At 65.0% G+C, this 26338-nt stretch carries 25 protein-coding genes; 17 read left to right on the plus strand and 8 right to left on the minus strand.

Going from position 1 to position 26338, the window contains the following annotated elements; genetic code table 11:
- Window positions 1-74: 74 nt before the first annotated feature.
- Window positions 75-1010 (minus strand): ribose-phosphate pyrophosphokinase, encoded by a 936-nt coding sequence (locus tag D3876_RS05630; RefSeq protein ID WP_119760206.1) that lies wholly within the window; start codon window positions 1008-1010, stop codon window positions 75-77.
- A gap of 108 nt (window positions 1011-1118) precedes the next feature.
- Between D3876_RS05630 and D3876_RS05635 the strand changes: the two genes are divergently transcribed.
- From D3876_RS05635 to ribH, 9 genes are all read left to right on the plus strand, one after another.
- Window positions 1119-2771 (plus strand): NAD+ synthase, encoded by a 1653-nt coding sequence (locus D3876_RS05635; RefSeq protein ID WP_119760208.1) that lies wholly within the window; start codon window positions 1119-1121, stop codon window positions 2769-2771.
- Between the two features lie 108 nt (window positions 2772-2879).
- Window positions 2880-4214: a glutamate--tRNA ligase gene (gene gltX / locus D3876_RS05640; RefSeq protein ID WP_119760210.1), complete on the plus strand. Its 1335-nt coding sequence runs from the start codon at window positions 2880-2882 to the stop codon at window positions 4212-4214.
- Between the two features lie 2 nt (window positions 4215-4216).
- On the plus strand, window positions 4217-4399 hold the full coding sequence (locus D3876_RS05645; RefSeq protein ID WP_119760212.1) for a DUF4169 family protein: 183 nt from the start codon (window positions 4217-4219) through the stop codon (window positions 4397-4399).
- Between the two features lie 101 nt (window positions 4400-4500).
- Complete coding sequence (locus tag D3876_RS05650; protein WP_238475255.1) at window positions 4501-5157, plus strand: TonB family protein; 657 nt, start codon at window positions 4501-4503, stop codon at window positions 5155-5157.
- A 29-nt stretch (window positions 5158-5186) separates the two neighbouring features.
- The gene (locus D3876_RS05655; protein WP_238475256.1) at window positions 5187-5564 is read left to right on the plus strand and encodes a hypothetical protein; all 378 of its coding nucleotides are present in this window, start codon (window positions 5187-5189) and stop codon (window positions 5562-5564) included.
- Window positions 5561-6562, plus strand: coding sequence for a bifunctional diaminohydroxyphosphoribosylaminopyrimidine deaminase/5-amino-6-(5-phosphoribosylamino)uracil reductase RibD (gene ribD, locus D3876_RS05660; protein ID WP_274378958.1), 1002 nt, complete (start codon window positions 5561-5563; stop codon window positions 6560-6562). Before D3876_RS05655 ends, ribD begins: the two co-directional genes overlap by 4 nt.
- Before the next feature lie 120 nt (window positions 6563-6682).
- Window positions 6683-7297: a riboflavin synthase gene (locus D3876_RS05665; protein WP_119760217.1), complete on the plus strand. Its 615-nt coding sequence runs from the start codon at window positions 6683-6685 to the stop codon at window positions 7295-7297.
- Window positions 7298-7346: 49 nt separating this feature from the next.
- The gene (gene ribB / locus D3876_RS05670) at window positions 7347-8636 is read left to right on the plus strand and encodes a 3,4-dihydroxy-2-butanone-4-phosphate synthase (protein ID WP_119760218.1); all 1290 of its coding nucleotides are present in this window, start codon (window positions 7347-7349) and stop codon (window positions 8634-8636) included.
- Between the two features lie 2 nt (window positions 8637-8638).
- Window positions 8639-9055, plus strand: a complete 417-nt coding sequence (gene ribH, locus D3876_RS05675; protein ID WP_119760220.1) for a 6,7-dimethyl-8-ribityllumazine synthase — start codon at window positions 8639-8641, stop codon at window positions 9053-9055.
- A 153-nt stretch (window positions 9056-9208) separates the two neighbouring features.
- Here the strand turns inward: ribH and D3876_RS05680 are convergent, their stop codons facing one another.
- Window positions 9209-9607, minus strand: coding sequence for a VOC family protein (locus D3876_RS05680; RefSeq protein ID WP_119760223.1), 399 nt, complete (start codon window positions 9605-9607; stop codon window positions 9209-9211).
- A gap of 137 nt (window positions 9608-9744) precedes the next feature.
- On the opposite strand from D3876_RS05680, the gene D3876_RS05685 reads away from it, so the two are divergent.
- Window positions 9745-10293 carry a GNAT family N-acetyltransferase gene (locus D3876_RS05685; protein ID WP_119760224.1) on the plus strand — a complete coding sequence of 183 codons (549 nt, stop codon included), beginning with the start codon at window positions 9745-9747 and terminating at the stop codon, window positions 10291-10293.
- Between the two features lie 101 nt (window positions 10294-10394).
- Here the strand turns inward: D3876_RS05685 and D3876_RS05690 are convergent, their stop codons facing one another.
- The 5 genes from D3876_RS05690 to D3876_RS05710 are packed head-to-tail and all read right to left on the minus strand — an operon-like array spanning window position 10395 to window position 15110.
- Window positions 10395-11180 (minus strand): SDR family oxidoreductase, encoded by a 786-nt coding sequence (locus D3876_RS05690; RefSeq protein ID WP_119760226.1) that lies wholly within the window; start codon window positions 11178-11180, stop codon window positions 10395-10397.
- A gap of 12 nt (window positions 11181-11192) precedes the next feature.
- Window positions 11193-12032, minus strand: coding sequence for an NAD(P)-dependent oxidoreductase (locus tag D3876_RS05695; RefSeq protein WP_238475257.1), 840 nt, complete (start codon window positions 12030-12032; stop codon window positions 11193-11195).
- A 4-nt stretch (window positions 12033-12036) separates the two neighbouring features.
- On the minus strand, window positions 12037-12780 hold the full coding sequence (locus tag D3876_RS05700) for an SDR family NAD(P)-dependent oxidoreductase (protein WP_238475258.1): 744 nt from the start codon (window positions 12778-12780) through the stop codon (window positions 12037-12039).
- Window positions 12781-12805: 25 nt separating this feature from the next.
- Entirely contained in the window at window positions 12806-13588 is a 783-nt protein-coding gene (locus tag D3876_RS05705) for a carboxymuconolactone decarboxylase family protein (protein ID WP_119760229.1), read from the minus strand.
- Between the two features lie 49 nt (window positions 13589-13637).
- The gene (locus D3876_RS05710) at window positions 13638-15110 is read right to left on the minus strand and encodes an aldehyde dehydrogenase family protein (protein WP_119761089.1); all 1473 of its coding nucleotides are present in this window, start codon (window positions 15108-15110) and stop codon (window positions 13638-13640) included.
- Between the two features lie 183 nt (window positions 15111-15293).
- Here D3876_RS05710 and D3876_RS05715 point away from each other — a divergent pair, with 183 nt between their 5' ends.
- From D3876_RS05715 to D3876_RS05745, 7 genes are all read left to right on the plus strand, one after another.
- Window positions 15294-15995 (plus strand): helix-turn-helix domain-containing protein, encoded by a 702-nt coding sequence (locus tag D3876_RS05715; RefSeq protein WP_119760231.1) that lies wholly within the window; start codon window positions 15294-15296, stop codon window positions 15993-15995.
- A gap of 289 nt (window positions 15996-16284) precedes the next feature.
- A complete protein-coding gene (locus tag D3876_RS05720; RefSeq protein WP_238475259.1) occupies window positions 16285-18288 on the plus strand; it encodes a hypothetical protein in 2004 nt (667 codons plus the stop codon).
- Between the two features lie 15 nt (window positions 18289-18303).
- On the plus strand, window positions 18304-19323 hold the full coding sequence (locus tag D3876_RS05725) for a carotenoid biosynthesis protein (protein WP_119760235.1): 1020 nt from the start codon (window positions 18304-18306) through the stop codon (window positions 19321-19323).
- Window positions 19320-22370, plus strand: coding sequence for an NAD(P)-binding protein (locus D3876_RS05730; RefSeq protein WP_119760236.1), 3051 nt, complete (start codon window positions 19320-19322; stop codon window positions 22368-22370). The genes D3876_RS05725 and D3876_RS05730 overlap by 4 nt, the downstream gene beginning before the upstream one ends.
- A gap of 200 nt (window positions 22371-22570) precedes the next feature.
- Window positions 22571-24250 carry a TIR domain-containing protein gene (locus D3876_RS05735; protein ID WP_182911883.1) on the plus strand — a complete coding sequence of 560 codons (1680 nt, stop codon included), beginning with the start codon at window positions 22571-22573 and terminating at the stop codon, window positions 24248-24250.
- A 72-nt stretch (window positions 24251-24322) separates the two neighbouring features.
- A complete protein-coding gene (locus tag D3876_RS05740; protein ID WP_119760240.1) occupies window positions 24323-24634 on the plus strand; it encodes a DUF6481 family protein in 312 nt (103 codons plus the stop codon).
- A gap of 122 nt (window positions 24635-24756) precedes the next feature.
- On the plus strand, window positions 24757-24996 hold the full coding sequence (locus D3876_RS05745) for a hypothetical protein (protein WP_119760242.1): 240 nt from the start codon (window positions 24757-24759) through the stop codon (window positions 24994-24996).
- Between the two features lie 41 nt (window positions 24997-25037).
- Here the strand turns inward: D3876_RS05745 and D3876_RS05750 are convergent, their stop codons facing one another.
- Complete coding sequence (locus D3876_RS05750) at window positions 25038-26288, minus strand: esterase-like activity of phytase family protein (RefSeq protein ID WP_182911884.1); 1251 nt, start codon at window positions 26286-26288, stop codon at window positions 25038-25040.
- Between the last annotated feature and the right edge of the window lie 50 nt (window positions 26289-26338).

The raw sequence follows: 26338 nt of genomic DNA on the forward strand, positions 1-26338 counted from the left end.
ACGACACAAGCCTGAAACGAAAAAGACCCGCACCGTCGCCGGCGCGGGTCTTGCAGGATGTACTGGCGATGCGATCAGTCGAACAGGCTCGAGACCGAGCTTTCGTCGGCGATGCGGCGGATCGCTTCGGCGAGGAGCGGGGCGATCGTCAGGTGGCGGATCTTCTTCGCGTCCTTGATGATCTCATGGCTGCCGATCGAGTCGGAGATGACGAGCTCGGCGAGCTCCGACCCCTCGACACGCGCGACCGCGCCGCCCGAAAGCACGCCGTGGGTACAGTATGCGACGACATCCTCGGCGCCCGCGGCCTTGAGCGCGGCGGCGGCGTTGCACAGCGTACCCGCCGAATCGACGATGTCGTCGATCAGGATGCAGAAGCGGCCCTCGACATCGCCGATGATGTTCATCACCTCCGATTCGCCCGCGCGCTCGCGGCGCTTGTCGACGATGGCGAGCGGGGCGTTGTCGAGTCGCTTGGCGAGCGCGCGTGCGCGCACCACGCCGCCCACGTCGGGCGAGACGACCATGATGTTGCGCCCGCCGAAACGCGCCTGGATGTCCGCCGACATCACTGGCGCGGCATAGAGATTGTCGGTCGGGATATCGAAAAAGCCCTGGATCTGGCCGGCGTGCAGGTCGACCGAGAGCACGCGGTCGGCGCCCGCGGTGGTGATCAAATTGGCGACGAGCTTGGCCGAGATCGGGGTGCGCGGGCCGGGCTTCCGGTCCTGGCGGGCATAGCCGAAATAGGGGAGCACTGCGGTGATCCGCTTGGCCGATGCGCGCTTGAGCGCGTCGATGCAGATCAGCAGCTCCATCAGATTGTCGTTCGCCGGATAGGCGGTCGACTGCAGCACGAACACGTCCTCGCCGCGGACATTCTCATGAATTTCAACGAAAACTTCCTCGTCGGCAAAGCGGCGAACGCTCGCGTCGGTGAGGGGGATCTCCAGATATGCGGCGATCGCCTTGGCGAGCGGCAGGTTCGAATTGCCGGTGAGAAGTTTCATGTCTGGTGGTCCCGCGCCGTTTCCCGATTGCCCGCCCCTTTAGTCATCGAAGTGCAATCATGAAAGGGGGCATTGCCGCTCGGCCCGGCGCTCCCTAATGCACATGCCATGACCGACCGGCTCACCATCGCGCTGGCGCAGCTTTCGCAGCGCGTCGGCGACATCGCGGGCAATGCCGATGCCATGCTCGAATGGCGCAAGGCGACGCGCGCCGACCTCATCGTCTATCCCGAGCTCCAGCTCATCGGCTATCCCCCCGAGGATCTGGTCCTCAAGCCAGCGGTGATCGAGCGTGCGCGCGTTGAGCTGGCGCGGCTGGCGCGTGCGACCGCCGATGGCGGCCCCGCGATGCTCGTGGGCACCGTGCTGCTTGCGGAGGGCAAGCTCTACAACGCGCTCGTGCTGCTCGACGGCGGTGAAATCGTCGGGGTCACGCGCAAGCACGAACTGCCCAATTACGGCACCTTCGACGAAAAGCGGCTGTTCGAGCCCGCCCCTCTTCCCGATCCGATTGTCTTTCGCGGCGTGACGCTGGGCCTGCCGATCTGCGAGGATATCTGGTTTGCGACGGTTTGCGCGAACCTCGTGCAGAAGGGCGCCGAGCTGCTGATCGCGCCGCATGGCAGCCCCTATGAGATCGACAAGGACGATCTACGCGCGAACGGCATCGCCGCCGCGCGTGTGCGTGAAACCGGCCTGCCGCTCGTCTTCCTGAACCGTGTCGGAGGGCAGGACGAGATCGTCTTCGACGGCGCCTCATTCGTGCTCAATGCCGATGGCGCACTCGCGCACCAGCTTCCCGACTGGGAGGAGACGCTGGTCGACACCGTCTGGGAGCGCGGCGAAAGCGGCTGGCGCTGCGCGCCCGGCGAACTTCATGCGCTCGATCCGTATCCCGTCGACGTCTATCACGCGATGGTCGTCGGCCTGCGCGATTACGTGAACACCAACCGCTTCCCCGGCGTCGTGCTCGGGCTTTCAGGCGGGATCGATTCGGCGATCTGCGCCGCGATCGCCGCCGATGCGCTGGGGCCCGAGCGCGTCTGGTGCGTGATGCTACCGAGCCGCTTCACGAGCCAGGAAAGCCTCGACGACGCCGCGCAGTGCGCGGCGATGATCGGCTGCAGGCTTGACACCATCCCGATCGCGCCTGCGGTCGAGGCGTTTGATACGATGCTGTCGGACAGCTTCGCCGACCGTAATGTCGACATCACCGAGGAGAATATCCAGTCGCGCATCCGCGGCGTCACGCTGATGGCGCTCTCCAACAAGTTCGGCCACATGCTGCTGACGACGGGCAACAAGAGCGAGATGTCGGTCGGCTATGCCACCATCTATGGCGACATGGCGGGCGGCTATAATCCGCTCAAGGACGCGTACAAGACGACGGTCTTCGAGATCTCGCGCTGGCGCAACGCCAACCGCCCCGATCACGGCCTCGGACCCGACGGCCCGGTTATCCCCGAGCGGATCATCACCAAGCCGCCTTCGGCCGAACTGCGTCCCGATCAGAAGGATTCGGACAGCCTGCCGCCTTATGAGGAACTCGATGCGATCCTGCACGGGCTTGTCGAAGAGGAACTGTCGGTCGATGATGTCGTCGCACGTGGCTTCGACCATGCCACCGTCGCGCGCATTGAGCGGCTGCTCTACATCGCCGAATATAAACGCCGTCAGGCGCCACCGGGCGTCAAGCTCGGCAAGCGCAATTTCGGCCGCGACCGCCGCTACCCCATCACCAATGCATTCAGGACGTCCTGAATTATTTCTCTGTCATTCCCGCGAAAGCGGGAATCCAGACGATGTCGAATATCCGCGCGGGCGACTCTGGATTCCCGCTTTCGCGGGAATGACACTAAAGGCAACTCTATGACCGTCACCACCCGTTTTGCCCCTTCGCCCACCGGCCGTCTCCACGTCGGGAATATCCGCACCGCGCTCCATAACTGGATGTGGGCGAAGAAGCATGGCGGGCGCTTCCTGCTCAGGATCGACGATACCGATGCCGAGCGTTCGGCCGAAGCGAATGTTACCGCGATCCGCGACGACCTCGCATGGTTGGGGCTAGGTTGGGACGGCGAGGCGCGCCAGTCCGAACGCTTCGCGCTCTATGAGGAAAGGTTTGCGGTGCTGAAAGCCGCGGGTCGCGTCTATCCGGCCTACGAGACTGCACAGGAACTCGACCTCAAGCGTAAGGTGCTGCTCGGCCGCGGCCTGCCGCCCGTCTATGACCGGGGCGCGCTGAAGCTGAGTGATGCCGAGCGGACCGCGTTCGACGCCGAGGGCCGCCAGCCGCACTGGCGCTTCAGGCTCGATCACGACACGCTGATCGTCTGGCAGGACCTCATCCGCGGCGAACAGCGCTTCGATCCCAAGCTGCTTTCGGATCCCGTGATCCGTCGCGCCGATGGAAGCTGGCTCTACATGCTCCCCTCGGCGATCGACGATGTCGAGATGGGCATCACGCATGTCGTGCGCGGCGAAGATCATGTTTCCAACACTGCAGCCCAGCTCCAGATGTTCGCCGCGCTCGGCGCCGAAGCCCCCCAGTTCGCGCATGAAGCGTTGCTGACGGGCAGCGAGGGCAAGCTTTCCAAGCGCCTGGGTTCGCTGGGCGTCGACCATTTCCGCGAAGTGGGTATCGAGCCCGTCACGCTGATCGCCAAGCTTGCGCGCATCGGCACCAGCGATCCCGTCGAGGCGGTCACCGATCCGCAGCCGCTGATCGACAGCTTCGACTTTGCGCATTTCGGTCGCGCGCCCGCACGTTTCGACGAGGCAGAGCTGGCGCAACTCAACGCGCGCATCGTCCACCAGCTAGACTATGCCGTGGTGGCTGATCGCCTGCCTGCTGGTATGGACGAAGCCGCATGGGTTGCCGTCCGGCCCAATCTCGAAACGGTAGTGCAGGCGGCCGATTGGTGGGCGGTGGTCGAGGGGCCCATTGCTGCGTCGGATATCGGCGATGAGGACCGCACCTATCTTGTCGAGGCCGCCAGGGCCGCGGCGCAGATCGACTGGTCGGCCGATCCCTGGCATGCGCTCACCGGTGCGCTCAAGGAAACAACGGGACGCAAGGGCAAGCCGCTGTTTCTGCCGCTGCGCCGCGCGCTTACCGGCCGCGATCACGGCCCCGACATGGCCGCACTGCTTCCGCTGATCGGCAGGGATCGCGCGCTGGCGCGGCTCGCGGCGGCCGCCTGAGCATGGCGGAGATCGTCAACCTACGGCAGGCGCGCAAGGCCAAGGCGCGCGCCGACGCCACGCAGCAGGCCGAGGCGAATCGCGCAAAATTCGGTCGTACCGCGGCCCAGAAGGCGGTCGACGAGGCTGAACGCGATCTCCATCAGCGCACGCTCGACGGGGCGAAACGCGACTCCCGGGAATGATCGTCATTGTCCTCAGGAAATGGCCTTGCGCGAATCGTGTTATGATGTAACATAATCTTCACGCGGTGCCGACCGTGGCGCCGCACGAGAGGAGGGACGTCATGCACAGCGCAGGAGGCTATCTCGACCAGAAAACCCGCAGCCCGAGCAGTCTCGGCGCGGCCATGGCGATCAACGGCGCGATCATCGGTGCGCTGCTCTTCAGCAGTCCGGAGATCATTCCCGAGGGCATCAAATATATCCGGCTGATCGATCCGATCGAGGTCCCTGATCCAGAGCCAATCCCACCCGAGCCGATCAAGCAAAAGGTCGAGCCCAAACCGGCGCCCGCAAGCCAGATCACGCCGACCACCCTCGTCTTTCCACCGAAGGACAGCGGATTCATCGTCGAAAAGCCTTTGGGTGACACTCCGCCGCTCCCCGGCACTATCGGCCCGGGCACCGTCGTCCAGGATCCTCCGCACAATCCCATCTTTGTCGGTCCGCAGATCGCTCGCAAATATCTCAATGCCTTCCAGCCGCCCTATCCCCCGGGCAAGCAGCGGCTGGGCGAGGAGGGCGTCGTCGTCGTCCGCGTCCTCGTCGGCGCCGACGGACGCGTGAAGCAGGTCGAGCGCGTCGAGGCCGCAGACGACGCGTTCTACGAGGTCACCGTCAGCCAGGCGCTCAGGAAATGGCGCTTCACGCCGGCCACGCGCGACGGCGTTCCGGTCGAGGGCTGGCGCGAGATGACGGTGCGCTTCGAGATCACGGGCTGACCGCCCGAACCCGCCGGGGGTGGAATCGCATGGCCCAAACGACTATCTTGCGCGCCATGGCAATCTTCCCCCGGCCCGTTTCTCCTTGGCGCGCGCTCCGCGATCTGCGCGGATTTCTCGCGATGCGCCAGAAGCATGAGCTGATTTTCGGCTTCCTGTCGATCATGATTACCACGCTGCTGATCGCGGGTTTCTACGTCGATTCGCGATTCGAAAAGCCGTGGAAGCGCGACGTGCAATATGTCGAAAGCTGGCCGCTCGATCGCAGCCTCGAACAGATCCGTGCGCAGCAGAAGATCGACATGGAAAAGAAAAAGGTCCTCCAGGCCGAGCTTGAAAAGAGGCGGCAGGAGCGGATGAAGAGCTTCCAGAGGCTCGACAAGAAGATGGACGATCTCGGGCTTTGAGCCGGGACACGCGCTTCATGGCCGCCGCACTTGCGCTCGCCGGGCGCGGCCGCGGCCAGACCGCACCCAATCCCAATGTCGGCTGCGTGATCGTCAACCATGGCGTCGTGATCGGACGCGGCTGGACTCAACCGGGCGGGCGTCCCCATGCCGAGGCGATGGCGCTCGAACAGGCCGGTGACGCCGCCCGTGGGGCAACCGCCTATGTCACGCTCGAACCCTGCGCGCACCCGAGTCAGCGCGGGCCGGCATGTTCGCAATCGCTGATTGCGGCTGGCGTCGCGCGCGTGGTTGCCGCGACCGGCGATCCCGATCCGCGCACCAACGGCGCCGGCTTCGCCGCATTGCGCGCCGCGGGCATCGCGGTCGAGACGGGCATGGGCGCGGACGCCGCACGCCGCGCCATGGCGGGATTCCTCACGCGCCGCGCCTTGAGGCGTCCGCATGTGACGCTCAAGCTCGCAACCTCGCTCGACGGCTGCATAGCGCTGGTCAGCGGCGCAAGCCGCTGGATCACCGGCGATGCCGCACGCGCGCATACGCATCTGGAGCGATCGCGCCACGAAATGATCCTCGTCGGGCGCGGCACCTTCGAAACCGATCAGCCGCGACTCGATGTGCGGCTTGCCGGGCTTGAGGCACGCAGTCCGCGCCGCGCGCTGCTCACGCGTGGCGATCCGCCGCAGGGCTGGGAGGGCGTGCGCGATCCACATGCCATTGGCACACTTGAGGATGTCGACCATCTGTTCGTGGAAGGTGGGGCCACCACCGCCTCAGCATTTGTCGCCGACGATCTCGTTGACCGGCTGCTGCTCTACCGCGCGCCGATCCTGATCGGCCATGGCAAGGCGGCGCTCGGCGATATCGGGCTCGAACGGCTCGACGATGCACATGGCCGCTGGCGCCTCGCCGACACGCGCATGCTTGGCAGCGACCGGCTCGAAGTCTACGAGCGCGTTCGGGAGAACGGAGTATCGACCGCAGGCCGCTCATCCTGAGGAGCCGTTGAGCGAAGCCGAAACGGCATCTCGAAGGATCCTTCGAGACGTGGCTTCGCCAAGCTCAGCCTCTCCTCAGGATGAGCGGATATCATTGTAAGCGCGATCTATGAGGCAGGCATGTTCACGGGAATCATCACCGATATCGGCACGATCACGAACATCGAACGGCGCGGCGATCTGCGCGCGGTGATCGCGACGGGCTATGACACGGCCACCGTCGATCTTGGCGCTTCGATCGCCTGTTCGGGCGTCTGCCTCACCGTCGTCGACAAGGGGCCGGGCTGGTTCGCAGTCGATATTTCGGGCGAGACCGTCTCGCGCACCGCCGAGGGACAATGGGGTCAGGGCAATCGCCTCAATCTCGAACGCGCGCTCAGGATCGGCGACGAGCTCGGCGGCCATATCGTCACGGGCCATGTCGACGGGGTCGGGCGCATCGTCGCGCTTGTCGACGAGGGCGATTCGCACCGCGTCACCATCGCCGCGCCGCGCGATCTGGCGCCCTATCTCGCGCCCAAGGGCTCGATCACGCTCGACGGCATCTCGCTGACTGTCAACAGCGTCACCGATACCGCCGATGGCGTCGAGTTCGGCGTCAATATCATCCCGCACACCGCCGGGGTCACCACCTTCGACGCGCTGGCGATCGGTCGCGCGCTCAACATCGAGATCGACGTGCTGGCGCGTTACCTCGGCCGGATGCGCGCTGTCATGGAAAGCCATACAGGCTGATGTGATTTCTATTCTGGCATATCACATTTCAGTGTGATAATGCCGGGATATGAGCACTCTCCTGATCGAGCGCGTTCGCGACCTTGTCGCCGAAGGCGCCATTTCCCGCTCCGGCCTCGCGCGCGCCGCCGGACTTCACGCCAACTCGCTGCGCAGCCTCGACGACTCGGAGTGGAATCCGACCGCCGAGACGCTCAAGAAACTGGAAAGATATCTGATCCAGCGCGAAGCGACTCCGGCTCTGGTCCCGATCGAAGACATCATCGACGAAGCGCGCAACGGCCGCATGTTCATCCTTGTCGACGACGAGGACCGCGAGAATGAGGGTGATCTGATCATCCCCGCGCAGATGGCGACACCCGATGCGATCAATTTCATGGCCAAGCATGGGCGCGGGCTCATTTGCCTGTCGCTCACCAAGGAACGCGTCGACCAGCTCGGCCTCGATCTGATGAGCCGCAGCAACGGCACGCGGCACGAAACCGCCTTCACCGTCTCGATCGAGGCGCGCGACGGCGTGACCACGGGCATCTCCGCGGCGGACCGCGCGCGCACCGTGGCGGTGGCGATCGATTCCTCGAAGGGCGCCGAACACATCGTGACGCCGGGCCATGTCTTCCCGCTCGTCGCGCGCGAAGGCGGTGTGCTCGTGCGCGCCGGCCATACCGAAGCTGCGGTCGACGTGTCGCGCCTCGCCGGACTCAATCCTTCGGGCGTGATCTGCGAGATCATGAAGGACGACGGCACGATGGCGCGGATGGACGATCTCGTCGAATTCGCGCAGGAGCACGGGCTCAAGATCGGCACGATCCGCGACCTCATCGCCTATCGCCGGCAGCACGACCATCTCGTCGAGAAGAAGGCCGAGGCGAAGTTCGAAAGCCGCTGGGGCGGCGAATGGAGCGCGCTCAGCTTTCACAACAGGGCGACCGGCACCGAGCAGGTCGCGCTGGTCAAGGGTCGGATCGATCACGACAAGCCGACGCTCGTCCGGATGCACGTGCTCTCGCCCTTTGGCGACCTGTTCGCCGAGGATGACGAGCGCGGCCGCCTGCTCCAGCGCTCGATGGAGCTGATCGGCGAGGAGGGCGCGGGCGTCGTCGTTGTCATCAACAAGCGTCGCGCCGATTTCTTCACCACCGCGATCCAGGGCAAGGCTGGCGTGCATGATTTCGATCCCGAGGAACTGCGCGACTATGGCGTCGGCGCGCAGATCCTGACCGAATTGGGCGTGCAGGACATGGTGCTGCTCACCAACAGCCACCACACGCTTGTCGGGCTTGACGGCTATGGCCTTTCCATCGTTGGGGAACGCCCGATCGATTGCGGAAGGGCTTGAACATGGCGAAATTCCTGATCGTGGAAGCACGCTTCTACGACCATCTCAACGATATGCTGCTCGATGGCGCGCGGACTGCGCTGGAGGACGCGGGCCATGCGCACGAAACGATCACCGTTCCCGGCGCGCTCGAAATCCCCGCCGCGATCGCGCTGGCGGCCGAAAGCGGGCGCTATGACGGCTATGTCGCGATCGGCATCGTCATCCGCGGCGAGACCTATCATTTCGAGGTGGTCTCCAACGAGAGCGCGCGCGGCATCATGGCGCTCACGCTCGACGGCATTCCGATCGGCAACGGCATCCTGACCGTCGAGAACGAAGTGCAGGCGCTTGCCCGCGCCAGGCGGCAGGAAAAGGACAAGGGCGGCGAGGCGGCCAAGGCCGCGATCGCGATGCTCGAGCTGCGCAGCCGGTTCTGAAGGCGGAATCCGCTCAATCTCCATCAGTGCTCCTGCGAAAGCAGGAGCCCATTCGTCCGGGCGCATTGGCGTTTTCGGCATGGGCTCCGGGTCAAGCCCGGAGCACTGGCAGGCGCAGGATTCAGCGCGTTGCGCCGTGACGACAAGCGATATCTACCCCTTGCGTATCGGCGCCCCGATCGACCAGCTCTGACCGAACGGGTCGCGGATATGGCCGTAGCGATCGCCCCAGAACTGGTCGTCGGCGAGCGGCATGGTGACCTCGGCGCCCACGGCGACCGCGCGATTCCACACCGCATCGGCATCGTCGACCGACAGATGCAGCCGCGCCCCGCCGGGTGCCGCGCTGCTTTGTCCGCCGTGAAATTCCGGAAAGTCGTCGGACAGCATCAGCTCGCCGCCATTGAGCCGCAGATGCGCGTGCATCAGTCGCTTGCCGTCATCGGCGTCATGCGTCTCGACCAGCTCCGCGCCGAAGGCGTCCTGATAGAAGGCGACGGCGTCCCTGGCGCGGCCATCGGCGATGGTGAGATAGGGGGTGATACCGCTCATGCGCTTTCTCCCGTGTCAGGGGGCAAGGCTAGGCGTCGGTACCGCACCGGTAAAGCGTCCACGGGGGTGTCCCCCGCTTGCCGCCGCGCGGCCACTGATGCTAGGACCCTGTTTCCGGGCATTTCAGGGGATTTGTCATGACCTTGGGCGGTCCCATGCTGGTTACCGAGCATCTGGTGCTTCGCCCTCCCGCGCGCGAGGATTTCGAGGACTGGGTCGCTTTCCACGCCGATCCGGAGACGATGCGCTTCCTTGGCGGCGTGCAGACGCGCGCGGCCGCATGGCGGGGTATCTGCGCGATGGCGGGCGCCTGGCACATCAACGGTTTCGCGATGTTCTCGCTGATCGAACGCGCAAGCGGGCGCTGGGTCGGGCGCGTCGGCCCGTGGCAGCCCGAGGGCTGGCCGGGCACCGAGGTCGGCTGGGGCGTCGCGCGCGAATTTGCGGGTAAGGGTTATGCACGCAAGGCGGCGATCGCGAGCATCGACTTCGCCTTCGATCAGTTCGGCTGGGATGAAGTGATCCACACCATCAATCCCGACAACGCCGCCTCGATCCGGCTCGCCGCGCGTCTGGGCGCGGTCAATCGCGGCCCAACCGCACTCCCTGCGCCCTTCGAATCCGAGCGTGTCGACTGCTGGGCGCAAAGCGCCGCCGAATGGAAGGCTCGGCGCGCGGACATCTAGATCCTGATTGGTTGAAGTGGGAGCGCTGCGCGCCTCCATCGAAAGCTATTCAAATCGTAGAAACTTGATCGTTTCCTCGACGGGCGGGACGCCTCAGCCCATCAGGGACGCAGGACCCAGCCGCCATCGATGTGCAGCGTCTGGCCGGTAATCCAGGCGCCGGCTTCGGAGCACAGCAGGAGCAGGGCGCCGACCAGTTCGTCCGGCTCGCCTTGCGGGCGGCTGGCGACCGTCATCTTGAGGAACTGTAGGAAGGGGGAATCGTCAGGCACCAACTGCTTGCCCGCATCCGAAGTGACGTTGCCCGGGGCGATGGCGTTGGCGGTGATGCCTTCCTTGCCCAAGGCCTTGGCCAGCGTGGTCGTCAGGCCGACCAGCGCCAGCTTGCCGATGCCGTAGATGCCAATCGCCGGGAACGCGCCGCCCGAGGTCTGATTGACGATCCGCCCGCCGCCGCGCTCGCGCATGGCGGGAATCGCGGCCTGGCAGCATATCAGGGCACCGGTGAGGTTGACGTTGAGCGTGCGGTTCCAGTCTTCGAGCGGGACGTCGGCAATGCTCTGATGCCCCAGCTCGGCCATCAGCGCGGCATTGTTGACGAGGATATCGACGCCGCCGAATTCGTCCTTTGCGGCCGCGACCATCTCCTTGGCCGAGGCCGGATCGGTAATATCCACGCGCACCCCGATGGCTTTTGCCCCGGTGGCCGCAATCTCATCGGCGACAGCTTTCGCGCCCGCCTCGTTGATATCGGCAACGACGACGGCGGCACCCGCCTTGGCAAGGCCAAAGGCATAGGCCCGACCGATAGAGTTGCCGCGCCCGCCGGCGCCAGTCACGATCGCGACTTTGCCGTCAAGGCGAAACTGGTCGATTGAAAATGCCATTCTATATGCTCCTCAGATATCCTGCCCGGTAGCGGCCGCAAGGAAGCCGGAGGCTGCATCGCGCAGCGTTGCCACGCCGGCGTGGCCCAGCAATACCGCTCCTAACAGCTTCACATCCTTGACCAGCAGCGGCGCGCCGTGCGCGAAAGCCTGCGGACTGGGCAGACGCGCATAGACCTCGAAACCGAAACTGCGTCCGCTGCTCACCTTGATCAGTTCCGCCAGCGCCTTGCGCTCGATCCCCAGAGCCTCACCCGCGGCCAGCGCCGCATGCGCCAGGCCCATATTGGCGGCCATCAGCGCATTGTTGACGATTTTCGCGCGTTGGCCCGAGCCTGCCGGACCGAGATGGACCACGGTGCCGGCAAAGCTTTCGAACACCGGCTTCGCCCGGGCAAAGGCGTCGGCGCCGCCGCCGCACATCACGGTCAGCGTGCCGGCGGCCGCGGCCTGTCCGCCACCGCTTACCGGCGCATCGAGGAAATGGATCCCGCCCGCAGCGCAACGCGCGGCCAGCGCCTCGCAGCTTTCGGGCAGGATGGTGGAGTGGATCGCCAGCAGGCTGCCCGGGCGCATGGCCGGAACCAGCTCGTCGCACACGGCCAAAACGCCGGCGTCATCAATGACACAAACGCCGATTACGTCACAGGCTCCGCCCAGTTCAGCAATGGATCCGGCAGCAATCGCACCCTGTACGACGAAGGGTTCGAGCACTTCGGCGCGCCTGGCCCACACGGTGAGCGGATGGCCAACGGCGAGAATCCGTTCGGCCATCGGGCCGCCCTGGCTGCCCAGGCCGATGAAGCCGACCCTGATGGTGTTGGATGGGGCGGCGCCCGGCATGTCGGTCATGAAATCACCCTGCCGTGATGCCGGCGTCGATATTGACGCACGCGCCGTGGAACCCGCGGCCGGCGTCGGAGGCCAGCAGCAGGATCATGTCCGCGACGTCGTCGACTTCCACGGTGCCTCGCAGGCCGGAGAACCGCTTGATCAGCTCGAAGTCGCAGTTTTCCGGAGGACGGAAATTGGTCGCGATGTTCGTCACCATGCCGCCTGGAGCTACCGCGTTGATACGGATCGGCTGCTTGACGAATTCCATCGCCATGGCCTTGGTCATGCCCAACAGGCCCCATTTGCTGGCGCAATAGGCAGCGGCGTAGGCCTCACCGATGAACGCGGCCGAGGAGGCGACGTTGACGATCGCGCCATGGCTTTCCAGCAGATGGGGTATCGCGGCTTGCGAGAGCAGGAATGGTGCCGCCAGGTTCACATCAAGGGTTCGCTGGAACTGTTCGAGCGGCATTTGCGGCGTATTGGCGAGGTAGATCAGGCCGGCCACGTTGCACAGCGCATCCAGCCGCCCGAACCGCGTTGCTGTTGCCTCGACGGCTTCTGAACACGCCGTCGCTTCGGACAGGTCGGCAAGATGGATCAGAACTTCGACCCCCCGCTCGTCCAGCAGCGCCGCGGTCTCGACAAGGCCGGCTTCATTGAGATCGACCAGGCACAGGTTCGCACCGGCACCAGCCAGCTTGAGCGCCGTCGCCCGGCCAAGGCCAGAGGCGGCACCGGTTACCAGTGCGACCTTGCCGGTCATGTCTGTTGTCATAATTTCAACCCCTTCAACCGTTCCACGGCAATCCGGCTGCGATCTTCTTCGTCATTTCGAAGACCGCGCCCTGAACTACCGATGCTTTGGGCCAGCCGGCCTGCGTGCCATATTGCAGGACGAATTCCTGCATCTCGTCGGGCTGGCAGTTGCCGCTCGCCATCGCGGCATGAACATGGGTCTTGATCGGGACTTCTGCGCCGGATTCGCACACGCCCACCAGCGTGATCCAGCGTCGGGCCCGCTGGTCCAGCCCCGGGCGACACCACATCTCGCCGAAAACGAAGTTTGGGATCGCTTCGAGATAGGGCGAGGCCGGCGGGGCGCCGGGAAAGGTCATGACGTTGATGAATTCCTGCGCGCCTTCCTCGCTGCGCACCTGAGGATCCCATGCTCCCGCCTGGATCGGCGGGCATTCGGCGGCCGTCAGGCCGAGGGCTGCGGCCACGCGGGTAACCGCGGCCTCGAGCTCGGCGCCCTTCGTCCAGCCGCCATAGACAGCCAGGTGCAAGGCCGCCTCGCGCAGCTCGACAAGGCTGAGTTCACCGCTTGTCAGCGCACCGCGCACGTAGCGGTCAATGTGGTCGGCGGAACCGTTGGCCAGAGCCGCGCCGGCCATGGCGATGAGAAACCGTGCGCGCCGGTCCAGCCCGGGACGGGACCACACCTCTGCGAAGATGAAATCGCGCCAGCTTTCCTCATAGGGTGTTGCCGGTGTCGGCAGGGCGACGCCGGTAACCTCCGCGGCGATAGCGTTGCCACGTGCGATACGGTCGGCAGGGCTGAGCAGGGTCATCGTCAAATTCTCCGCGGGTGTCGACGCTCGGTGTTTCCGGTTGTGCGGATCAGGGCTGGAGATTGACCCAGACGTTCTTGACCTGCTGGAATTCGCGAAGGCCCTCGACGCCTCCAAGTCGGCCGTGACCCGAATGCTTCATGCCGCCGAAGGGGACGCAGGGGGTCATCGCTTCGCCTGAGCCGTTCACCTGTACCTGCCCGGCCTGCAACTGCCCGGCGACACGGTGGGCGCGGGCGAGGTTGGTGGTGTGGATATATGCGCCAAGCCCGTAATCGCTGTCATTGGCCAGCGCGACCGCCTCTTCCTCGCTGTCGACGGGTGTTACGACGAGAACCGGGCCGAAGACCTCGTTGCGCGCGATCTCGCTGGCGGGATCGACATCCGCGAGGACGGTGATTGGCAGAAAATAGCCGTCGCCATGCTCGCCACCAAGCCGTCCGCCGCCGGTTAGCAGGCGGCCGCCGGCGGCGACGCCGCGATCGACAATGCCCGAGATGCGGCCGAGCGAAGCTTCGGAGATCACCGGTCCCATGATGGTGTCCATCGCAAAGGGATCGCCGACCTTGATGTGTCCGGCCATCGCGGCGAGCATCTGGAGGTAGGGTTCGTAGATTGCGCGTTCGACGAGGAGGCGGGTGCCGTTTACGCAGCCCTGGCCGTTGGCGCTGACCGCGCCGGAAAGGCCGCGCTTGGCGGCTGCCTGGAGGTCAGCGTCGGCAAAGACAAGCACAGCGGACTTGCCGCCGAGTTCAAGGCCAACGGGCTTGAGGGTCTGCGCGGCGTTGGCGAGGATCTTCTTCGCCGTCGCTCCGCTGCCGATGAATTCGATCTTGTTGATGCCGGGATGGGCCACCATCGCCTTGCCGACATCGGCGCCCCCGGTGACGAGGTTGACCACGCCCGGCGGGAAGCCGGCCTGCCGGATCAGTTCGACAAGGCGCATCACGCTGTAAGGCGCGAGGTCGGGCGCCTTGATGACGATGCAGTTGCCTGCCGCAAGCGCGGGGGCCAGCACCATGGTCGCGGCGAACAGAGGGCCATTCCAGGGCACGATTGCGCCGATGACGCCGTATGGCTCATAGGACACATAATCATGCGCCGGGCCACCCCAGGTGGCGACGGTGCGGCCTTCGATCTTGTCGGCCCAGCCGCCGAAATAGCGGAACTTTTGCGCGGCGTCGTAGGACATGTGGGCGCCGGCGAGCATGATCGCGCCGTTCTCGGCCGTCAGGACGGGCGCCATCTCCTGCGCCTGTGCCTCCATGACGGCGGCGAGCTTGAGCATCAGGTCGCGGCGCTTGTCGCCAGGCATGGCGCGCCATGCCGGAAAAGCAGCCTGTGCGGCTGCGACGGCGCGATCGACGTCGGCGGGGCTGGCCATGCGCAGCTCGCGCGTGACAGTGGCTGTGCCGGGATAGATGTGGGCAAGGGCCTCGCCGCTGCCTGCCTCCTCGAGCGAATCGCCAATGATGATCGGATAACGCGGCAGCGTATCCAAAACTGGCTGCTGAAACGTCATTGCCATCCGCATCCTCTGCTGTCGGGCACGTTCGTCGCGGCGCTGGCCCGAATCTCTCTTTAACTCCTGAACAGAATAATGTGCATATTTATGGGGAGTCAATCCCGATAACAAAGGACATATGCAAAGCTACCCGATATATCTATGCTAGGAATTGCAGGTTCGAGTTGAGGGAGAGGGAGAATGACGGCTAACGGGACACAGCGGCGGAACCTTGTCGCAACCACGGCGGATCGCCTGCGCGATCTGGTCTTTGCCGCGGAGCCGGACAGCCTCGTCGGCGCGCTCCAGGACCTGGCGAAGGCGTTGGATGTCGGCATTGTCACGATTCAGCAAGCGGCCAGGGTGCTGGAGCACGAAGGCCTCCTTGAAGCACGTCGCGGACCAGGAGGGGGTTATTATGGAAGACGGCCCGACGCTGCTGCGCTGGAGCGCTCGATCGCGGCATATCTCCGGTCCAACCCCACGTCATTCGAGGAAGCGGTGAACATCACGTCATTGCTGTTCAACGAACTCGTCCCGGCTGCGGCTGATTGTGCGGACGCAGCGCTCAGGGCTGAACTGGAACAGCTTTCCCGACGTCTTGAAAACTGCAACACGGCCAGCGATTGCGGCCGCTTTGAAAGCGACTTTCAGGACCTGCTATTCAGAATGGTCGACTGGCCGTTGTTCAAGCTGCTGACCGTGGTCACGCTGCGCGTCGGGGTAACCAAGGCGGGGCGACTGCTGCGCGGGAGCGAAGAGGCCGTTGCGGACTGGAGGGAAGGCCGCCAGCGAATCATCTCGGCAATCTTGCGAAGTGACCGCGAACTTGCCCGATTTGAGGCTGATCGGAGCAACCGTCGTGTGGTGCTGCAAGGAATGCGGGAGCACGCGAGCACATGAATAACGCTCGTTTCTTGCGTCATCGCTTTGGCAAAATGGGGCATTCCGCTGAGGAATTGCCGGAGGGCCGCCAGATCGGCCGCTGCCCGATATTGCCAAACATGGCTGCGCCGTGATGCGCCCGGCAAGCGCCCGATGAATCGGGCTGCATCCGATGATCGCTTGACAGCCGCGTCCCTGAAGGAACTTATCTCTGCCGACCAAGGTCGCATAATCGCGGGCGGGCCGGGCGGAAGCACGGTCGTTCGGCATGCCACGAACGAGGGGGATGCATGGCCGGGGAAGACCAATGACCTCCGAAGCGCCGCCGACGCCCACGCGCCGGCTGTGCATCGGCGTCACTGGCCACCGCGCATCGCATCCCGGCGTTGCCGCTAACCACGCACGGATAGAGGCGTGCTTCGGCGCCATTCTCGCCCGTATCTCGGATGGTGTCGCCACCGCACCGGCGATCCCCGGCGCGCCTCCGACCGCGCCCACCCGATTGCATTGTCTTCTTGCCGATGGCACCGATCAGCTTGCTGCGCGGCTCGCGCTTGACCATGGCTGGGAACTGTCATGCCCGCTGCCGTTCGGCCGCCAGCTCAATACGGCGATCAATTCCGCGCCCGTCTCTTACGCCGCCGCAAGGGCGCTGCTGGCGGGCGGGCTCGTCGCCGATGGCCCGACCGCCGGGCGTGCGGCGGCGATCGAGGCGCTCTGTGATAAGGCGCGGCTGTTCGAGCTGGCCGAACGCGATACGCATATCGCCGCGCTGTTCCTGGCGCGGTGCGAATCGCCCGACGCCGCCGAGCTGGCGCGACTGTTCAACGCCGAAACGTCGCAGCGCGTCGCGCTCGCGGGAATCGCGCTGGTCGAACAATCCGACATTGTCATCGCGCTGTGGGACGGCATCACCACGGCGCATGTCGGCGGGACGGGCCACACGATGGTCGCCGCGCTCGACCGCGGTGCGCCCGTGCTCTGGATCGACCCCGCCGAGCCCGAGGCGTGGCGGATCCTCCACGCGCCCGAATCGCTGGCCACCCTGACCAACGAAGAAGCCGCTGACGGGCGCGACGCGGCGCTCGTTGCGCTCGTCCACACCGCGCTAGACCCCGATGGCGAAGCGCCCCAGCCCCGGCCGGCGGGCGACCGCGGGCTTGCCACGCTGACGCAGGAACGCTGGCACGCGCGCAGCAATCCGCTGGCGCACGGCTATCGGCGGGTCGAAGCGCTGTTCGGCGACGACGCAAAATTGTCGCCGTTCCGCTCGATCCGCCAACGCTATGAGCCGCCCGAAGCGATCGGCAGCGGTAGCGGTGCGGCGCTGCTGGCCGAGGTCAGCGCGCTGCCGCAGGGCGATCCGATGCTCGCTGGCGCGATCGATCGCGCGGTGCTGCGCCGCTTCGCATGGGCCGATGGGGTCTCGTCGCGATTGTCCGACGCCTATCGCGGGGGGATGATGGTCAGCTTTCTGCTGTCGAGCCTGGCCGTGGTTGGCGGCATTATCTATCTGCCATTCTTCAGCACCGAGGGGAAATGGCCGTTCGCGTTGCTTGAACTGTTGCTCGTTGCGGGCATCCTGATCATCACCTTTGTCGGGCAGCGCCGACGCTGGCACGGCCGGTGGTTCGAGACGCGGCGTGTTGCAGAATATCTGAGACACAGCCCGTTGCTGATCCTGCTCGGCGTCACGCGTCCCCCTGGACGCTGGCCGCGCGGTACGACAACGTCCTGGCCCGAATGGTACGCGCGGCAGGCGATACGCGAGATCGGCCTGCCGCGAGTGGCGATGACGCCCGCCTATCTGCGTCAGGCGCTGGAAGGCCCGCTGGCCGAACATGTTGCTTCGCAGCGCGACTATCATTTCGACAAGGCGCACCGGCTGAAACGCGTCCACCACCGGCTCGATCTGTTGTCGGGGGTGCTGTTCCTCCTCGCCGTGATCTCGGTTGTCGCCTATCTTGCGCTCAAGCTTGCGACCTCGCTGGGCCATATCGAATCGGGGTTGCTGGCTCACGCCTCCAAATACTTCACGCTCTTCGGTGTAATATTCCCGTCCTTTGCCAGCGCCATCGCCGGCATCCGCTTCTTTGGCGATTTCGAGCGCTTCGCGGCGATTTCGGAGGTAGCCGCCGAGAAACTTGACGCCGTGCATCGCAGGATCAAGTTACTCCTGTCCGCGCCCGACAGCGCGCTGGACTATGCGTGCGTTGCAGAATTGGTCCACGCAACCGACGCGATCGTGGTCGCTGAGATCGAGAGCTGGCAATCAGTGTTCGGAGGCAAGCAGATATCGATTCCAGCCTGAAACGGGGAAACGCCGATGGAACGGCTCGAGGCGGCGCAATCGAAGGTTCCGGGATCAGTCTGGCTGATGCTGCTGTTCCTGATAACCACGGTGTTCTACATCGGAATCAGAACGGGCGGCTTCAATCTTCCCCTTGAGCGCCTGCCCTGGTCGATCCTCGTCCCCACGCTTGCGCTGTTCTGCTTCCTTCATTCGCTGGTGATGCTGGGCTGGCCCCGCGCGGTCACGCTGCTCGTGCTGTGCGTAACCATCTCCTTCGGCTTCGAATATGTCGGCGAAAGCACGGGCGCGATCTTCGGCCCTTACCACTATACCGACCTGCTGGGGTTCAAGCTGTTCGACCGCATCCCCGCGCTGATCCCCTTCGCATGGTACATGATGTTCTACCCGAGCTATGTCGTGACCAATTTGCTGGCCGAGGGCAGCCCGTTTCCGGTCAGGACGGGCACCGCATGGATCGCGTGGATGGCGGCGCTGAGCGCGCTCGTGATGACCGCCTGGGACCTGACGATGGATCCGATCATGAGTTTCCACCCGTGCGAGACGGGCAGCGCGGGGTGCCTTCCTGTCCTGCTCGACGAGACCAATCTCGGCCATCCGGCATGGATCTGGGCCGATGGCGGCGAGCATTTCGGCGTGCCGTTGCTCAATTATCGTGGTTGGCTGCTGACCGCATTCATCGTGTTCCTGCTATTCCGCTGGATCGAGACGCGTCTTCCGCATCGACCGTGGCGCGGCGCGCGTTCGCGCGTGATGGCCTGGCTGCCCGTCGGCGTGTACGGCAGCATGGCCGCCATCGATGCCTGGCTGGGCTATCCTGAAATCGACGATATTCACCTGATCTCGCCCTTCGCGATGGGCATTCCGTTCCTCTTCGCGAGCTTCCAGATATTCGCCAACCGCAGCGATCTGCCGCTGTGGCCGCGCCATGACCAGCACGGTGCGCCCGCAGCCAAGCGCTCCGCCAAGCCGCGCGCGAACCGAAGGAGCAGGGCGGCCAAAGGCGGCGCCACCTCGCGAAAGGTGAGCCAGTGACCGCGCAGCGCGTCGCGATCCTCGGGGGCGGCCTCGGCGGACTTGTCACCGCGCTGAACCTGACCGCGCCCGAACAGCAGGGGCGCTACAGCGTCACCATCTATCAGCTTGGCTGGCGGCTCGGCGGAAAATGCGCCACCGGACGCAATGCGGACATCCACGACCGTATCCAGGAACACGGGCTGCATGTGTTCATGGGGCAATATGAAAACGCCTTCCACATGGTTCAGGGGCTTTACCGCGAGGCCGCGCACCCGCCCTTTGCCGACTGGCGTGACGGCTTCACCCAGCAAGCCTCGATGACCTTGATGGAAGAGGTCGATGGGCAGTGGCTGCCATGGGTGATCGACGCCACGGTGTTCCCCGGTACGCCGGGCATCGATGCGGCGCCAAGCCTGTGGCAGCGGATGATCCAGATCCTCGAATGGATCGACCATCACAGCCAGCACACCCATGCGCCAACCTTTTCTCCGGGGCCAGCACTACACCGTTCCTGGTGGCGAAGGCTGCTGGCCAAGATGCTCGGCGAGGTCGAGCAGATGACGGAGACGCTGGGACGCGACGTGCTGCGGACGGCGATCGAGCTGGTCACGGCGCTTGACCCCGACAGCGCGACCCACCAGCCGCACCATCATGCCGAACTGGCGGGCGCGCTTGACGCCGTGCGTCGCTGGATGGGCCATAGCGTTGCCCGCAAACTCGGCAGCGATACCGAGCTGCGGCGGTTCTGGATCCTGGCCGAGCTTTCATTGTCGAGCCTGATCGGCGGCCTGCGCGATGGCCTGCTGCTCGATCCCGCGGCGAATCTCGAACGCGTCAATGCGCTTGACTACAAGGCCTGGCTGCGCAGCCACGGCGCGGGCGAGATCGCGGTTGAATCCGCGCTTGTGCGCTCGCTGTATGATTTGATCTTCGCCTATCCTGACGGAGACTGGCAGGGCGACGGCAATGTCGAGGCGGGCACGATGTTCGTCTCGCTGACGAATACCGCCTGCTATCAGGGCTCGCTGATCTGGAAGTTCAATACCGCGACCGGCGACCTGATCATGGCGCCGCTTTACGAGGTGCTGCGCGCGCGCGGCGTGCGCTTCGAATTTTTCGCGCGCGTCGACGAGCTCGTACCTGCAGCCGATGGCTCCGCGATCGCCGAAGTCCGCATCGGCAGGCAGGTGGCGCTGAACGAAGCCGAGTATCTGCCGTTGCGTATGCTGGCTTCGGGACAACGCGTGTGGCCAGACCGCCCGCTCTACGACCAGATCGTCGATGGTGAGAAACTGGAGGCGGCCAGGGTCGATCTCGAATCGCGCTGGACGCCGTGGCAGGACACAGGCGAACCGCTCACACTTACCGCCGGCAGCGATTATGATCTGCTGGTGCTCGCCATTCCGCCCGCGGCGCATCCGACGATCTGCGAACAACTGATCGCGCAGAAGGCCGAGTGGCGCGCGATGGTCGACGCTTTACAGACCACGGCAACGCAGAGCCTGCAGACCTGGATGACCGCCGACGAGCAGACGCTTGGCTGGACCAATCCGGCGATGGTCGGCGCCTATGATCTCAGCAACCTCGATAGCTGGGCCGATATTTCGGAGGTGCTCAAGACCGAAGCCTGGCCGACCGCCAGCGGCGTGGTTTCGGAGCAGATCGCCTGCGGCCCGCTGCCCTGCCCGCCTTTCCCTCCGCCGGCAAGCGAGCAGGGCTATCCGGCGCAGGTCCAGGGCACGGTCGACGCCGCGGCGCGGACCTATCTCGACTCCGATGCAGGGTTGTTCTGGAAGGACCGGTTCGGGAAGGGCGGTCCGCGCGCGGGCACATTGATCAGCACCTACAGCCGCGCAAATATCGATCCCGGCGAGCGCTACACGCTGAGCGTAGCGGGATCGTCGAAGCATCGGATGCGCAGCGCCGATTCGACCTACCACAATCTTTTCCTCGCCGGAGACTGGATCCAGAACGGCCAAAATCTCGGCTCGTTCGAAGCGACGACGGTGTCGGGGATGCTTGCCTCGCGCGCCATTTCCGGACTGCCCGAGACGATCCTCCGGGTCGATGCGGCAGTGCTTGCCGGCGCACCGCGCGACAGCGGCGCGGCGGGCGCGTTGCCGCGATATGTCGACCATGGCGGGCTGATGACCTTTCCCGGACCGGTCAGCCTCAAGGACACGAAAATGTGGGCGTTCCTGCTCGAGGCGGATCCTGCAAAACTCGAGGCATGCTGCCGGAAGCTGTTCGACGAGCCCAGCGGCGGCGCGGTACAGGTGCGGCCGCTCGCTCCGGTGATGATGATGTCGATCGTCGATATCGGGCACGGCGTGTTTACCGACGTGCCGGAGATGGGCTGGTCGCCCGAACGTGAACTGACCTTCTGGATTCCGTCGGTGCGTGTGCACGAAGAAAACGGGCGGACCATCGCGACGCATTTCGACTTCGTCATGCCCTATCTGATCCTCGACAATCCCGTTGCCATCGCCTCGGGTCGAGAGATCTTCGGCTATATGAAACAACGTGGCTGGATTGCGCTGCCCGGCGATCCGGGCCGCGCGGCCGACACGCTGACCGTGGACTTGTTCGCAACCAAAAGCTTTGGCACGGACTCGGAGGAGCAGCGACACCGCCTGCTGACCTTGACGCCCGCCGGCGAGACGCCCGGCCCGGCGCTGGGCTCGATCGCTTCGTTCGGCGATGCGGCGCGCGCCTTGCACAGCCACCTCGCCCCCGCGATCGAGCGCTGGCATCCCGGGCTCGGATTTGCCGCCGAAAGTATCGCCGATCTTATTGAAGAGCGCGTGCCACAACTGTTTCTCAAGCAGTTTCGCGACGTCGCCGATGGCCGCAATGCATGCTACCAGGCAATCACCGAAGCGATGGGCCAGGTGACCCGTTTCGACGCAATGCCGCATCTGCTCGATTACGATATGGTGCTCGAACCACTCGACAGTTCACCGATCGCGAGCGATTTCGGCCTTGCGCCGCAGCAGCGCGTGCGGGGGGTGCAGATCACCTACGACATGATGATCCATCCGGGCGAGGTGCTGTGGCAAGCATGAACACCATGGCACGCGCTGATCCGCAGGCCCGCGTTGTTACGAAGTAGCAGTTGGGGCATAATCTATCGCATGCGAAGGGCGAGACCAGCGCCCGATGCGACTCTTCGGCGCCGGGTGCGCCATCTCTGCCGGGCACAGGGTTGCTTCGCGGCTGGTCAGGCCATGTTCGTTGAAGCATTCATCTGCGCGAGGAGAGCCGTTTGCCCGATGTCTTTCTCTCCTACAACCGGAACGACCAGGCGACCGCCCGGCTTTATGCCGAGGCGCTCGAGGCGGAGGGGCTTTCCGTCTGGTGGGATGTCACGCTCCGCTCGGGTGAAGCCTATGACGAAGTGACCGAGGCGGCGCTGCGCGGCGCGCGCGCGGTGGTGGTGCTATGGTCGCCGCGCTCGACGGGCTCGCGCTGGGTCCGCGCCGAGGCGACGCTCGCCGACCGCAACCGCACACTGGTCCCCGCCATGATCGAGCCGTGCGAGCGGCCAATCATGTTCGAACTGACTCAGACCGCCGAACTCAGCCACTGGCGGGGCGATGTCGACGATCCCGCGTGGCAGGCCTTCGTCCGCGATGTCCGTGGCGTGCTCGCTCGACAGGCCCCGGACGGGTTGCTTCCACTGGTCGAACAGACGTCGACATCACCGCAAATTGCCGCCCCGGCCCGTGATCAGCACGGCGAGGCGCCGAGCCTGGCGGTGTTGCCGTTCACCAACCGCTCCGGCCTGCCCGAGGACGATGTCTTTGCGATCGGCATGGTCGAGGATCTGATCGACGCGCTGTCACAGGGCGTCAACCTGCGGGTGATCGCGAGCTCGGCGACCGCGCGCTTCCGCACCGGCGGCTTACCCGATCTCGAGATCATGGCCCGCCATCTCGGCGTCCGCTACGTCATGGAGGGCAATGTCCGCCGCGCCGGCGAAGACTTGCGCGTGACCGCGCAACTGGTCGAGGCAGCCAGCGGCGCAATCCTGTGGACGCAGAAATTCGAGCGCCCTTTGCCGGAGCTCGCCGCGCTTCAGGAAGAGCTCGTGCTCGACCTCGCCGCGCATCTCGACTCGCAGGTCCATCGCATGGAGATGGAACGCGTCCTTCGCAAACCCGCTAATCTGACCGCGTGGGAATGCGTCACCCGGGCGATCGCTGCGTATCGGCAGATCACACCCCAGTCGGTCGTCCAGGCGATGACCGAGGCGCAGCGCGCTGTGGAGCTGTCGCCCGAATACGGCTTGGCGCATGCGATGCTCGCCGATGCCAAGGCGACCGTCTATATGTGGACCACCCCCGACAGTGCCGATGCGATCCGCGGGATCAGGGAGCATATCGAGCGCGCGCTGGCGCTGGAACCCGACAGCGCGATGGTGCTGGCGCATGTCGCCGAGGCCTTCAACTATATCGGCCAGCCGCAGGATGCGATCCGCCCCGCCGAGCGTGCGATCCAGCTCAGCCCGAATTTCGGGCTGGCGCATTATAGCTGCGGCGTCGGCTGCCTGTTGCTCGACCGGATCGACGACGCGCTGGCGCATTTCGATGCCGAGCTGAAGGCCGCACCGGGATCGCACACGCTGTTCGCTTCCTATATCTGGAGGGGTGCTGCGCATGTTCGCGGCGGCGACTGGGACGCGGCAGCGCGCGCCTATGCCCAGGCGACGCAGATCAATCCGGGCGCGACAAGCGGCTATCTCGGCGAGGCTTTCGTCGCGGCGCGGACTGGGAGCGACGATGAAGCGCGTGCGCTGATGATCAGGGTCCGGCAGCTCGAACCGAAGATGTCGCTTGCGGATTGGGAGCGGATCATCCGCCGCGGCCTGGCCGGGAATCCTGTCGGCGACGCGGTCATTCAGCACATCCGCGATCTCTGGAAGCAGGGCGAAGAGACCCGCTAGCCTTCTCTGGCAGGCGACATCGCGCGTAGAGGTGCTATGGGGACACGAAATCGCATTGGAGCTCGACACATCATGGCATCGTACAAGGCACCCACGTTCAGCGAACGCCAGGCGGCGGCGGCCGAAGCAAAGCAGAAGGCGCTGACCAAGTTGAAATCGCGACCGCCCGTTGATGAAACCGTGCTGGCAGCGCGGCGGGAAGCGGCGGCCGAGCGCGAAGCCGCCGCCGCCGAGAAACGTCTGGCCAAAAAGGCTGCGGCCGAGGAAGCGCGTGCGGCCGCACGCGCTGCGGCTGAAGCGGAAGTCGCCGCCACGCAAATGACCGAGGCCGAACGCAAGGCCGCACGCGACCGGCGCTATGCCGAGCGCAAAGCCCGCAAGTAGCGTCCACGCTTCAGAGCGTCGGTTGCCGGTGACGCGCGGCCGACGCACGAGCGGATCGAACTCCCGCGCTTGATTCCCCGACCCTCCGGTGTTTTGGAGGAGGCCGATAACGGAGATAGTCCATGTCCCCCATCCCCTGGGACCAACCCGCGACGCTCATCGATCTCGACGGCAAGGCGCCGATTATCGGCACGATCCGCGACTGTGCGATGCATTTTGCGGCCTTCAAGCCCTTTGCAAAGGCACAGGCGCGCATCTTGCTGACCAAGCCCGTGCACCGCGAAGGCAGGAAAACGCGCACCTGGATCCTTGACCCCGATGAGATCGCGCAACTGGCCGACCGGCTGCAGAGCGAAGGCTGATAACGCCTCGCATCCAAAGCGGCGCGCTATCGGCAAAGCGATCATTGCAGAACTGGGGCGTCGAAAGTGACCTTCCAGAAACTCGTCTCTGCCCCTTCGACCCCGAAATCATTGTCGTTGACGAGCAACAATTCGGTCGGCGAAACTATGGCCATGCCCTCCATATCGGCGACGAGCTCGGGCATGTCGTCGCTGCTCAGAAGCAGTGTTTTTGCGAGCACCGGCAATGGGAATTGGTCCGGACCGGCGCTCAGTTGCTCAACGGTCGGACGTGTTTCGATCTCTAGATGTTCGGGTGGCAGAGCCAGTGCGCTCGAAAAATCGCAACGATAGATTTTTGTCGTCTCCGAGCCGCGCTCGAGAACGAGCAATGCGTGATCATCGATCCACACGATCTCGCTCACCTTGATATCTTCGCGCGCGAAGCCGCCCCGCGCCCGGTCACGTCGAAACGTCTCGGGCGGATCGAGTGGATACAGATATTGAGCCGCCACCGCGCCGCTCGCGGCGTCGAGTTGCCAGAGCCGAACATGGCGCGCCCTTTTATGCGCGGCTTCGTCGGGATGGGCGAGCGGACTCTGAAAGGCAAGAAACAGCCATTTTTCATCGCGGGAAAGCGTCAGCCCTTCAAAGCCGCGATTGAGCTGCCGCCTCGAGGCGATCGCGGGGAGAACATTTTCCGCCGCGCTCATGCCATTGACACTGCAATTTGCAGGAACCAGCCGCCGCCGGATGCTGCCCTGCGCGTCAACCCGAACAAGCGACGGCGCGAACTCGTCTGCCACCCAGAAACTGCCATCGCGCATTGCGACGATGCCTTCACTGTCGAGCCCGTTGGGATCCGCCGGAAGCGGTCTTCCCGCCAGATCGAACACGGGCTCCGCAAGCAGATCGTTGCTGGAGGGCATTGGCAGGCCGGAAACGGGAACATCATCGTCAGAGACAAGCCGGATCGTCCGGAGGATTTCGACGGCGCCATCGCTGACGCGCAACTCGGCAAGCGCTGGACCAATGTCGACGCGCGGCATGATCTTGGCGCCCTTCAGCTTCGCCAGCTTGTTCAGCGCGCGCAATCCGTAGCGTTTCACGGCCACCTCGATCTTCAGATTGGGTCCGCGATCGCCGACCGCCCAGATATGTCCGGCGGGCCCTCCCGCCCGGATAGCCAGTCCCGAGCCGAAGCCGCTCCTCAGTGTGACGATTTCCCCAGCCAGAGCGATCTCTCCGAGAATCGCGTCGCTCCAGGCAAGGCGTTCGATGGTGTAGGGAACATTTGGCGTCGGGTGGCGCATCAGTCTATCCGGCGTGGCGGGGGAGCCCCGGGCGATATCAGGCACGATCT

Origin of the sequence: Sphingomonas cavernae, assembly GCF_003590775.1 — a bacterium.
Classification (GTDB): domain Bacteria; phylum Pseudomonadota; class Alphaproteobacteria; order Sphingomonadales; family Sphingomonadaceae; genus Sphingobium_A; species Sphingobium_A cavernae.